Here is a 12,270-nt window from a genome sequence, read left to right as displayed (position 1 = left end):
CGACCGACGAGATAGCAGGTTCTCATGGCGACCGGCCACCACAACGTCCACCCGCTTCCGCAGACCAACCAGCTGCGGGCGATGCACACCATCATCCGAGACCGTGACGCCTCGCGCGCGGACTTCGTCTTCTACTCCCGGCGCATCATCCGCCTCCTGCTCGAATCGGCGCTGGATCTGCTGCCGTTCGACAAGCAGAAGGTGACCACGCCGGTCGGCGAGACCTTCGAGGGGTTGAAGTTCACGCCGGACCTGTGCGCCGTGCCCGTGATCCGGGCCGGGGACTCGATGGTGGACGAGCTGCGCGCCCTGGTTCCCAACATCCGCGTCGGCAAGATACTCATCCAGCGCGACAAGACCACCAAGCTCCCGCAGTACCTCTACCAGAACCTCCCGGACGACATCGCGCACCGGCAGGTACTGCTGCTGGAGCCGATGCTCGCCACCGGCGGCAGCGCCAACGCCGCCATCGGCCTGCTGCTCGACGCGGGCGTGCGCGAGGAGAACATCGTGTTCGTCAACTTCCTCGCCGCGCCCGAGGGCATCGAGGCGGTCCACGCCAAGCACCCCGCCGTCAAGATCGTCACCTCGTCGGTCGAAGAGCGGCTGAACGAGAACGCGTTCATGATCCCCGGCATCGGTGACTTCGGCGACCGCTTCTTCGGCACGACCGACTCGGCCGTGGTCCGATGAAGAGCCGCGCGCTGTCCGACTCGGCGCTGACCGCGCTCGCACCCGCCATCTGGGGTTCGACGTACCTGGTCACCACCGAGCTGCTCCCGGAGGGCCGCCCGCTGCTGGCGTCCCTGCTGCGGGCCCTGCCCGCCGGCCTGATCCTCGTACTCATCGGCCGGACGCTGCCCCGCGGCATCTGGTGGTGGCGTGCGCTGGTCCTGGGCGTCTTGAACATCGGCGCCTTCTTCTACCTGCTGTTCGTCGCGGCGTACCACCTGCCGGGCGGGGTCGCGGCGCTGGTGATGTCCATCCAGCCGATGATCGTGCTCCTGCTGGGGGCCCTGCTGCTCAAGGAGAAGATCAAGCAGATCCACCTGGTCGCCTGTGCGCTCGGCGCCGCCGGTGTGGCCCTGCTGGTCCTCCAGCCGAACGCCGGCCTGAACGCCACCGGGGTCATCGCCGGTCTGCTGGGCGCGCTCAGCATGGCCTCCGGCATCGTGCTGACCAAGCGCTGGGGCCGCCCCGAAGGGGTGGGCCTGCTGACCTTCACGGGCTGGCAGCTGACCGTCGGCGGACTCGTGCTCCTGCCGGTCGCACTGATCGGCGAGGGCCTGCCCGACACGATCACCGGCAAGAACCTCGCCGGCTTCGCCTACCTCGGCATCATCGGCGCCCTGTTCGCCTACGCGATCTGGTTCCGCGGCATGGAACGGCTGCCCGCGCTCGCCGTGTCGTTCCTGAGCTTCGCCTCGCCGCTCGCGGCCACCCTGCTCGGCTACTTCGTCCTCGGCCAGGCCCTGTCGCCGCTCCAGCTCGTCGGTGCCCTCACCGTGGTCGCCGCCGTGATCCTGGCCCAGCCGCGTCCGGGCCGGGCCAGGAGGCAGGCGGCCAGGGCCAGTGCGCGGGAGCCCGTCGACGCCTGACGCGCCGGAGCTCCTCCCGAACTCCCGGCCCCGCCGAAACCCCCCTGGTGGGGGCCGGGAGAGGTGGTGGCACACCGAGGTCTCCCCCGTCCTCGGTGTGCCACCCGTCCGCCACCGATCAGGAGAGGAACCGAGTCCCGTGCCCCACATCCACGTCCGGCACTACCCGAGAGACTTCACGGCCGAACAGCTCCGGGCGATCGACGACGCGGTCACCTCCGCGGTGATGCGGACCTTCGCCACCGGCGAAGAGACCGTCTCGATCTCGCTGGAGCCGGTCGAACCCGAGGACTGGGACGCCCACGTCCTCACCGAGATAGCGGCCCGCCGGGACCTGCTGGTCAAACCGCCCGGCTACTGGAACGAGAAGTGAGAGACCTTCGATGAGCGCAAGCAGCGGCATCCCCGTCGTCTACACCGAGGAAGTCCGTGAGGCCCTCCACGACGGCGCGGCCGTCGTCGCCCTGGAGAGCAACGTCATCACGCACGGCCTGCCTTACCCCGACAACGCGGCCACCGCCCGCAAGGTGGAGGACGCCGTACGGGCCGGCGGTGCCGTACCCGCGACGATCTGCATCGAGGCGGGCGAGATCCGCGTCGGCATGTCGGACTCGGACATCGAGCGCTTCGCCTCCCTGCCGGACATCCCCAAGGTCTCCAGCCGGGACATGCCCCTGGTGCTGGCCAAGGGCGGCCTCGGCGCCACCACCGTGGCGTCCTCCGTCGTGGCGGCCGAGCTCGCGGGCATCCCCTTCTTCTCCTCCGCGGGCATCGGCGGCGTGCACCGCGGCGCGCAGGAGACCTGGGACGTCTCCTCCGACCTCATCCAGTTCACCCGCTCCAAGGTCGCGGTCGTCTGCGCCGGAGCGAAGATGATCCTCGACCTCGGGCTGACGCTGGAGTACCTGGAGACGCAGTGCGTCCCGGTCGTCGCCTACCGCTCGGACGACTTCCCCGCCTTCTACTGCCGCACCAGCGGTCACCGGGCGCCCCACCGCCTGGACGACGAGCAGGTCATCGCCCGCGCCATCGAGGCGCACTGGGCGCTGGGCAACAACAGTTCCTTCCTGATCACCACCCCGGTCAGGGAAGAGGACGCCATCGACTCCACCGAGGTCGACACGGCCATCCGCGCCGCCGTCGCCCGGGCCACCGCCGACGGGGTCTCCGGCCAGGGCATCACCAAGTACCTGATGCGGGCCGTGGACGCGGCCACCGACGGGCGTTCGGCGCGCGCCAACATGGCCGTCCTCGCCTCCTGCGCCGAGGCCGCGGGCCGCCTGGCCGTGGCCCACGCCGCGCACCTCGCCGAACGCGCGGGCCGCTAGCCCCGAACGCGCGGGCCGCCGGCCCCCGTCCGGCCCGGGCTCCGTCCCGGCCACCGCGCCACGCCGCCGTACGTCCGCACCACGACATGACCTCAATGAGGAGACACACGATGTCCGAGAAGCTGTTCGAGCCGGTCACCCTGGGCAAGCTGTCCCTGGGCAACCGCCTGGTCATGGCGCCCATGAGCCGCAACCGCGCCACCCCCGACGGCCTCGCCACCGAGCTGATGGCCACCTACTACGCCCAGCGGGCGGGCGCCGGCCTCATCATCACCGAGGGCATCCAGCCCAACGTCGTCGGCCAGGGGTTCATGAACAGCCCCGGCCTGTACTCCCAGGAGCAGACCGAATCCTGGAAGCAGGTCACCTCCGCCGTGCACCGCGCCGGCGGGCTGATCGCCGCCCAGCTCATGCACTGCGGCCGCATCGGCCACCCCTCCCTGTACCCGAGCGCCCACCAGTCCGTCGCGCCGTCGGCCGTCACCGCGGCCGGCCAGTGCTTCGGCCCCGAGGGCCCGCTGGAGTACCAGGAGCCGCACGAGCTGACGGTCGAGGAGATCGCTGACACCGTCAAGGAGTTCGCGGACGCCGCGCAGAACGCCATCGAGGCCGGCTTCGACGGCGTCGAGGTCCACGCGGGCAACGGCTTCCTGCTCCACCAGTTCCTCGCGGAGAACACCAACCGGCGCACCGACCGGTACGGCGGCTCCATCGAGAACCGCATCCGCTTCGCCGTCGAGGTGATCGAGGCGGTGTCCGAGCGCATCGGCGCGGACCGCGTCGGCGTGCGCATCTCGCCCGCCAACCCGTACAACGACATCGTCGAGGGCGACACCGCCGCCCTGTACGAGGCGCTCGTCGCGGCCCTGCCGCCGGTGGCGTTCCTGCACGTCCTGGAGGGCGGCAACCGCGGCCAGACCGAGGCGCTGCGCGCCCAGTGGACCGGCACCATCATCCTGTGCCCGCACCCGGAGAACCTGGGCGTCCCGGTCACGGCCGAGATCGCCACCGAGGCACTGGAGGCCGGCGTCGCCTGCGCCGTCGCGTTCGGCGCGGCGTTCCTCGCCAACCCGGACCTGCCGGAGCGCGTCCGCGCCGGCGGCCCGTTCAACGCACTGGACACCACCACCTTCTACGGTGGCGACCACCGGGGCTACACCGACTACCCGACGCTGGCCGAGGCCGGTTCCGCGTGAGCAGCCCGGGCCAGATGCTGCTCTTCTCGGGGCGCGCACACCCCGAGCTGGCGCAGGCCGTGGCAGCCGAACTGGGTACGACGCTGGTCCCGACGAAGGCGATCGACTTCGCCAACGGCGAGATCTACATCCGCTACCACGCCTCCGTGCGCGGCGCGGACTGCTTCGTCATCCAGAGCCACACCGCACCGATCAACAAGGCGATCATGGAACAGCTCATCATGATCGACGCGTTGAAGCGGGCCTCGGCCCGCAGCATCACGGTGATCCTGCCGTTCTACGGATACGCCCGCCAGGACCGCAAGCACAGCGGCCGCGAGCCCATCTCGGCCCGTCTGGTTGCGGACCTGCTCAAGACGGCCGGAGCGGACCGGATCCTGACGGTGGACCTGCACGCCGACCAGATCCAGGGCTTCTTCGACGGGCCGGTGGACCACCTGTTCGCGATGCCGGTCCTCGCGGACCACATCGGCGCCAAGGCCGACCGCGACAACCTGACGGTCGTCTCGCCCGACGCCGGCCGCGTCCGGGTCGCGGACGGGTGGTGCGACCGGCTGGGCGCGCCGCTGGCCATCGTCCACAAGCGGCGCGACAAGGACGTGGCCCACCAGGTCACCGCCCACGAGGTGGTCGGTGACGTCGAGGGCCGGGACTGCGTCCTCGTCGACGACATGATCGACACCGGCGGCACGATCTGCGCCGCCGCCGACGCCCTCTTCGCACAGGGCGCGCGGGACGTCATCGTGGCGGCCACGCACGGGGTGCTGTCCGGCCCCGCCGCGGACCGCCTCAAGAACTCGCGGGTCAGCGAGTTCGTCTTCACGGACACCCTGCCGGTGCCCGGGGCGCTCGGACTGGACAAGGTCACCGTCCTGTCGATCGCCCCGCTCATCGCGGGTGCCGCCCGTGAGGTGTTCGAGAACGGATCGGTGACCCGGTTGCTCCAGGACCGGTAGGCCGGGACGGGCGGGCCGAGGGGGCCCGCCCGTACCCCGGGGCGGTGCGCGCGGCGCGCCGTCCCGGCAGCCCTACCGGGGGAGCGGTCCTGGTCCCCTGTCCGTCGGTTTCTTCACTCCGGGCCGCCGCCCGGCTCTTCCGGCTCACCCCCGCGGTGTTCCCCGGCCCGCGGGTGCCGTCCGCACCGCGGTGAGCCGCTGCAGACCGGTCTGCCGCAAGGAGCGCGGCCCGGTCGCGCGGGCGTCGAGCACGCCCGCTGTTCCACGAAGGAAGTAAGGAAGCGAGAAATGACCTTTCAGGAGACCAGCGTGCTCGATCCCACCCTTCTGGGAACCAAGGCGTTGCCGGACCTGCTCGCCGAGCGGGTCGCGGAGCACCCGGAGGCGACCGCCGTCGTCTACCGTGACCAGAGCCTCACGTATCGCGAACTGGCGGCCAGAAGCTCGGCCCTGGCCGAGTACCTCAGACATCTCGGCGTCTCGGCGGACGACTGCGTCGGCCTCTTCGTCGAGCCGTCGCTCGACCTGATGATCGGCGCCTGGGGCATCCTGTCCGCCGGCGGCGCCTACCTGCCGCTGTCCCCGGAGTACCCCGAGGACCGGCTCCGCTACATGATCGAGAACAGCCAGGCGAAGATCATCCTGGCCCAGCAGCGCCTGGTGTCCCGGCTGCGCGAACTCGCGCCCAAGGACGTCACCGTCGTCACCCTGCGCGACTCCGACGCCTTCGTCCTGCCCGGTGCGGGCGCGCCGGCGCCCGCCGCCGAAGGCGCCCGCCCCGACAGCCTCGCCTACGTCATCTACACCTCGGGCAGCACCGGCAAGCCCAAGGGCGTGATGATCGAGCACCGCAGCGTCGTCAACCAGCTCGGCTGGCTGCGCGAGACGCACGGCATCGACCGCAGCAAGGTCGTCCTGCAGAAGACCCCGATGAGCTTCGACGCCGCCCAGTGGGAGATCCTCTCCCCGGCCAACGGCGCCACCGTCGTCATGGGCGCCCCCGGCGTCTACGCCGACCCCGAGGGCCTCATCGAGACCATCCACAAGCACGGCGTCACCACCCTGCAGTGCGTCCCGACGCTGCTCCAGGCGCTCATCGACACCGAGAAGTTCGACGCCTGCTCCTCCCTGGAGCAGATATTCAGCGGCGGCGAGGCGCTCTCGCGCAACCTCGCGATCCAGGTCACCCGCGAGATGCCGGGCCGCTCCCTGATCAACCTGTACGGGCCGACGGAGTGCACCATCAACTCCTCCTCGTACACCGTCGACCCCGAGGCCCTGGACGAGGGCCCCCAGTCGATCTCGATCGGCAGCCCGGTCCACCGCACCGAGTACCACATCCTCGACAAGGACCTGCGGCCCGTCGGCGTCGGCGAGATCGGTGAGCTCTACATCGGCGGCGTCCAGCTGGCCCGCGGCTACCTGCACCGCCCCGACCTGACCGCCGACCGCTTCCTGGAGATCCCCCTCGGCGACGGCGACACCCCCACCCGCCTCTACAAGACGGGCGACCTGGGCCAGTGGAACCCGGACGGCACCGTGCAGTTCGCCGGCCGCGCCGACAACCAGGTCAAGCTGCGCGGCTACCGCGTCGAACTCGACGAGATCTCCCTCGCGATCGAGAACCACGAGTGGGTCCGCAACGCGGCCGTCATCGTCAAGAACGACAGCCGTACCGGCTTCCAGAACCTGATCGCCTGCGTCGAGCTGAGCGAGAAGGAAGCCGCCCTGATGGACCAGGGCAACCACGGCTCCCACCACGCCTCGAAGAAGAGCAAGCTCCAGGTCAAGGCGCAGCTGTCCAACCCGGGCCTGCGCGACGACGCCGAGCTCGCCGCCCGCACCGCCTACGACCTGCCGGGCGCCGAAGCCACCCCCGAGCAGCGCGCCCGCGTCTTCGCCCGCAAGACCTACCGCTTCTACGAGGGCGGCGAGGTCACCCGGGCCGACCTGCTCGACCTGCTCGGCGCCAAGGTCACCGCGGGCTACTCGCGCAAGGCGGCCGACCTGGCCCCCGCCGAACTGGGGCAGATCCTGCGCTGGTTCGGCCAGTTCGTCAGCGAGGAGCGGCTCCTGCCGAAGTACGGGTACGCCTCCCCGGGCGCCCTGTACGCGACGCAGATGTACTTCGAGCTGGAGGGCGTCGGCGGGCTGCGGCCGGGTTACTACTACTACCAGCCGGTCCGCCACCAGCTCGTGCTGATCAGCGAGCGCGAGGCCACCGGCAAGCCCACCGCGCAGATCCACTTCATCGGCAAGAAGAGCGGTATCGAGCCGGTCTACAAGAACAACATCCTCGAAGTGCTGGAGATCGAGACCGGCCACATGGTCGGCCTCTTCGAGCAGATCCTGCCGTCCTACGGCCTCGACATCCACGACCGCGCCTACGAGCCGGCCGTGCGGGAACTGCTCGACGTCGCCGACGAGGACTACTACCTGGGCACCTTCGAGCTCGTCCCGCACGCGGGCCCGCGCGAGGACCACGCCGAGGTCTACGTCCAGACGCACGGCAGCAAGATCGCCGGCCTGCCCGAGGCCCTGTACCGCTACGAGGACGGCGAGCTGACCCGCTTCTCGGACGACATCGTCCTCAAGAAGCACGTCATCGCGATCAACCAGTCGGTGTACCAGGCCGCCAGCTTCGGCATCAGCGTCTACAGCCGCGCCCCCCAGGCGTGGATGCACTACATCGAGCTGGGCAAGAAGCTCCAGCACCTGATGATGAACGGGCTGAACCTGGGCTTCATGTCCTCCGGCTACAGCTCCAAGACCGGCAACCCGCTGCCCGCCTCGCGCCGCATGGACTCCGTCCTCGCCGCGAACGGCGTCGAGGGCGGCCCGATGTACTTCTTCGTCGGCGGCCGCATCAGCGACGAGCAGGTCGGCCACGAGGGCATGCGCGAGGACAGCGTCCACATGCGCGGTCCGGCCGAGCTCATCCGCGACGACCTCGTCAGCTTCCTGCCCGACTACATGATCCCGAACCGGGTCGTGGTGTTCGAGCGGATGCCGCTGTCCGCCAACGGCAAGGTCGACGTCAAGGCACTGGCCGCCTCCGAGCAGGTCAACGCCGAACTCGTCGAACGCCCCTTCGTCGCCCCGCGCACGGAGACCGAGAAGGAGATCAGCGCGATCTGGGCGAAGTCCCTGCGGCGCGAGAGCGTCTCCGTCCAGGACGACTTCTTCGAGTCCGGCGGCAACTCGCTGATCGCCGTCGGTCTCATCCGCGAGCTCAACTCCCGGCTCGGCGTCTCCCTGCCGCTGCAGAGCGTCCTGGAGTCCCCGACCGTCGAGAAGCTCGCCCGGCGCCTGGAGCGGGAGGTCGCCCAGGAGTCCTCGCGCCTGGTGCGCCTGCACGCGGAGACCGGCAAGGCCAAGCCCGTGATCTGCTGGCCGGGCCTCGGCGGCTACCCGATGAACCTGCGCTCCCTGGCCGGCGAGATCGGCCTCGGCCGCTCCTTCTACGGTGTCCAGTCGCACGGCATCAACGAGGGCGAGAGCCCGTACGAGACCATCGTCGAGATGGCCAAGGCGGACATCGAGGCCATCAAGGAGCTCCAGCCGACCGGCCCCTACACCCTGTGGGGCTACTCCTTCGGCGCCCGCGTGGCCTTCGAGACCGCCTACCAGCTGGAGCAGGCCGGCGAGAAGGTGGACAACCTGTTCCTGATCGCGCCGGGCTCCCCGAAGGTGCGCGCCGAGAACGGCAAGGTGTGGGGCCGCGAGGCGTCCTTCGCCAACCGCGGCTACACCACCATCCTCTTCTCCGTCTTCACCGGCACCATCTCCGGTCCGGACCTGGACAAGTGCCTGGAGACCGTGACGGACGAGGCGTCCTTCGCCGAGTTCATCAGCGAGCTCAAGGGCATCGACGTCGAACTCGCCCGGCGGATCATCTCGGTCGTGGGCCAGACCTACGAGTTCGAGTACTCCTTCCACGAGCTGGCCGAGCGCACCCTCCAGGCGCCGATCAGCATCTTCAAGGCCGTGGGCGACGACTACTCGTTCCTGGAGAACAGCAGCGGTTACTCGGCCGAGCCGCCGACGGTGATCGACCTCGACGCCGACCACTACAGCCTGCTGCGCGAGGACATCGGCGAGCTGGTCAAGCACATCCGCTACCTGCTCGGCGAGGAGTGACGGCGCGGACCACGCGGTGACGGCCGCCCCGCCGGAGCGATCCGGCGGGGCGGCCCCGTCCGTCGACGGCCGTCCGGCCGCCGCCGTCTTGTTGACGAGGAGCCATCTCCCATGCGTTTCAATCTCATCGGCCCGTTCGAGATCGTCTCCGACGACGGACGGGTGTACCGGCCGGGGACCCCCAAGGTCTGCCAGACACTGGCGCTGCTGCTCACCCGGCCCCATGAGATCGTCACGGCGGAAGCGCTCATCCATGAGCTGTGGGGCGACACACCGCCGCGCAGCGCCGTCACCACTCTCCAGACGTACGTGTACCACGCCCGCCGGATGCTGGTCAGCGAGGACCTGGTGCCGGCCGGGCGCTCCCTGATCGTCACCAGCCCGCCCGGCTACCGGATCCTCGCCGACGACACCGAGATCGACATCCGCGTCTTCGAACGGCTCGTCGCCCAGGCCCGTACCGAACTCGGCGGCGGACACCCGGGCGCGGCGCTGCGCAGCGTCCGGCAGGCGCTCGACCTGTGGCGCGGGCCCGCGCTGTCGAACCACCCCGTCGGCGATGTGCTCACCGGCCACCTCGTGCACCTGGAGGAGCTGCGCGTACGGGCCTTCGAGATCCGGATCGAGGCGCAGGAGCAGCTGGGTCTGAACCGCGAATCCATCCCGGAACTGCGCAAGCTCACCAACGACTACCCGCTCAACGAGTGGTTCCACAGCCGGCTCATCGCGGCCCTGGTGGGCGCCGGCCGGCGCGCGGAAGCCATGCGGGCCTACCAGAACGTCCGCCGGATCCTCGCCGACGAGCTGGGCATGGAACCCTCGCCGGAACTCAGGCAGCTCCAGGCCCGGCTGCTGAGCCCCGCCCCCAGGCGCGTCCCCGGGCGCGTCCCCGGACCGCCCGGCGCCGCGGCCCCCCGGGCCGGCGGCGAGCGGTTCGCGGTGCGGTCCGGTACCTGATGGGGGCACTGGAGGGCCGGGTCGCCGTGGTGACCGGCGGGACGAAGGGCCTCGGCCTCAAGATCACCGAGGCGTTCGTCGCGGAGGGCGCGCGCGTCGTCGTCGCCGCGCGCGGCGAGGCCGGGGCGGAGGGGGCCCTGGCGCACCTGGACGGCCGCGCCGTCTTCCGGCAGACCGACGTACGCGACCCGGAATCGGTGCGCGCGCTGATGGAGGCGACGGCGGACCGGTTCGCAGGGGTCGACATCCTGATGGCCAACGCCGGTCTGAGCCGGCCGGGGCCCGCGGCGGGGCTGGCCGGCGCGGACTGGGCGGAGGTCGTCGACACGAACGTGAACGGCCTCTTCCACTGCGTGCAGGCGGCCGTGCCGTACCTGGAGCGGAGCGGTAGCGGCCGCATCATCACGATGTCCTCGGCGCTGGGCAGCCGGCCCGCCCCGGGAGCGTCCGCGTACTGCGCGACCAAGGCGGCTGTGGAGATGTTCAGCAAGGTCATCGCCCTGGAACTCGCGCCGAAGGGCATCGTCGTCAACTGCCTGGCCCCCGGCTTCATCGACGAGGGCATGGGGCGGCTGCTGAAGCAGAACCAGGCGGTGTGGAGCACGTACGCGCCGAAGGTGGCGCTGGGCCGCATGGGCACCGGCCGCGAGATCGCCGGGGCCGCCGTCTACCTGGCGGGCGACGCCGGGGCCTACGTCAACGGGCACGTCCTGGAGGTCAACGGGGGCCTCGCCTGGTGAGGCGGGCCACACCGCTGCTGGGCAGGGCCGCTTCCGGTCCTCGAGCGGATCTCCAGAGGGGTCGGAGACTGTCGCCTCCCGCCCACACCACAGAAGGAATCCGCCCGTGTCCCGTCGCCTGTTCACCTCGGAGTCCGTGACCGAGGGCCACCCCGACAAGATCGCTGACCAGATCAGCGACACGATCCTCGACGCGCTCCTCACCGAGGACCCGACCTCGCGCGTGGCGGTCGAGACGCTGATCACCACCGGTCTCGTGCACATCGCGGGAGAGGTGACGACGAAGGCGTACGCGCCGATCGCGCAGCTCGTCCGCGCGAAGATCCTGGAGATCGGCTACGACTCCTCGAAGAAGGGCTTCGACGGCGCCTCCTGCGGCGTGTCGGTGTCCATCGGCGCGCAGTCCCCCGACATCGCCCAGGGCGTCGACACCGCCTACGAGCAGCGTGTCGAAGGCGACGGCGACGAGCTGGACAAGCAGGGCGCCGGCGACCAGGGCCTGATGTTCGGCTACGCCTGCGACGAGACCCCCGAGCTGATGCCGCTCCCGATCCACATCGCGCACCGGCTCTCCCGCCGGCTGTCCGAGGTCCGCAAGGACGGCACCGTCCCCTATCTGCGGCCCGACGGCAAGACCCAGGTCACCATCGAGTACGACGGCGACAAGGCCGTCCGCCTCGACACCGTGGTGGTGTCCTCGCAGCACGCCGCCGACGTCGACCTCGACGCGCGGCTGACCCCCGACATCCGCGAGCACGTGGTCGACTACGTCCTGAACCGGCTGGCGCAGGACGGGATCAAGCTGGACACCGAGGGCTACCGGCTGCTGGTCAACCCGACGGGCCGGTTCGAGATCGGCGGCCCGATGGGTGACGCGGGCCTGACCGGCCGCAAGATCATCATCGACACGTACGGCGGCATGGCCCGCCACGGCGGCGGCGCGTTCTCCGGCAAGGACCCGTCCAAGGTGGACCGCTCGGCCGCGTACGCGATGCGCTGGGTCGCCAAGAACGTGGTCGCCGCCGGTCTGGCCTCGCGCTGCGAGGTGCAGGTCGCGTACGCCATCGGCAAGGCCGAGCCCGTCGGCCTGTTCGTGGAGACCTTCGGCACCGCGAAGGTGGAGACCTCGAAGATCGAGGAAGCCATCGGCGAGGTCTTCGACCTGCGCCCGGCCGCCGTCATCCGCGACCTGGACCTGCTGCGGCCCATCTACGCCCAGACCGCCGCCTACGGCCACTTCGGCCGCGAACTGCCCGACTTCACCTGGGAGCGCACCGACCGCGTCGACGCCCTGCGCGCCGCCGCCGGCCTGCGGTAGACGCCGGTCCGCGCCAACTGGCCCCGCCACACTCCAA

10 protein-coding genes are annotated in these 12,270 nt (G+C 70.6%); all 10 read left to right on the top strand.

Going from position 1 to position 12,270, the window contains the following annotated elements; translation table 11 throughout:
- Positions 1-24: 24 nt before the first annotated feature.
- A complete protein-coding gene (upp, locus tag OG861_RS33115) occupies positions 25-693 on the top strand; it encodes a uracil phosphoribosyltransferase (protein ID WP_329203053.1) in 669 nt (222 codons plus the stop codon).
- Complete coding sequence (locus OG861_RS33110; protein ID WP_329203055.1) at positions 690-1,598, top strand: EamA family transporter; 909 nt, start codon at positions 690-692, stop codon at positions 1,596-1,598. The genes upp and OG861_RS33110 overlap by 4 nt, the downstream gene beginning before the upstream one ends.
- Positions 1,599-1,737: 139 nt before the next feature.
- Entirely contained in the window at positions 1,738-1,971 is a 234-nt protein-coding gene (locus OG861_RS33105) for a tautomerase family protein (protein WP_329203057.1), read from the top strand.
- A gap of 10 nt (positions 1,972-1,981) precedes the next feature.
- Positions 1,982-2,926: a pseudouridine-5'-phosphate glycosidase gene (locus tag OG861_RS33100; protein WP_329203058.1), complete on the top strand. Its 945-nt coding sequence runs from the start codon at positions 1,982-1,984 to the stop codon at positions 2,924-2,926.
- 110 nt (positions 2,927-3,036) lie between these two features.
- Positions 3,037-4,122: an alkene reductase gene (locus OG861_RS33095; RefSeq protein ID WP_329203059.1), complete on the top strand. Its 1,086-nt coding sequence runs from the start codon at positions 3,037-3,039 to the stop codon at positions 4,120-4,122.
- 14 nt (positions 4,123-4,136) lie between these two features.
- Positions 4,137-5,078 (top strand): ribose-phosphate diphosphokinase, encoded by a 942-nt coding sequence (locus OG861_RS33090; RefSeq protein WP_329203380.1) that lies wholly within the window; start codon positions 4,137-4,139, stop codon positions 5,076-5,078.
- 288 nt (positions 5,079-5,366) lie between these two features.
- Entirely contained in the window at positions 5,367-9,218 is a 3,852-nt protein-coding gene (locus OG861_RS33085; RefSeq protein WP_329203061.1) for an amino acid adenylation domain-containing protein, read from the top strand.
- A gap of 111 nt (positions 9,219-9,329) precedes the next feature.
- Positions 9,330-10,175, top strand: a complete 846-nt coding sequence (locus OG861_RS33080) for an AfsR/SARP family transcriptional regulator (RefSeq protein ID WP_329203063.1) — start codon at positions 9,330-9,332, stop codon at positions 10,173-10,175.
- Entirely contained in the window at positions 10,175-10,915 is a 741-nt protein-coding gene (locus OG861_RS33075) for an SDR family NAD(P)-dependent oxidoreductase (protein WP_329203065.1), read from the top strand. The genes OG861_RS33080 and OG861_RS33075 overlap by 1 nt, the downstream gene beginning before the upstream one ends.
- A gap of 106 nt (positions 10,916-11,021) precedes the next feature.
- Positions 11,022-12,233: a methionine adenosyltransferase gene (gene metK / locus OG861_RS33070; protein ID WP_329203067.1), complete on the top strand. Its 1,212-nt coding sequence runs from the start codon at positions 11,022-11,024 to the stop codon at positions 12,231-12,233.
- Positions 12,234-12,270: the final 37 nt, after the last annotated feature.

The sequence above is a fragment of the Streptomyces sp. NBC_00539 genome (genome assembly GCF_036346105.1).
Taxonomy (GTDB): domain Bacteria; phylum Actinomycetota; class Actinomycetes; order Streptomycetales; family Streptomycetaceae; genus Streptomyces.
This window is presented reverse-complemented; position numbering and strand designations above follow the sequence as displayed.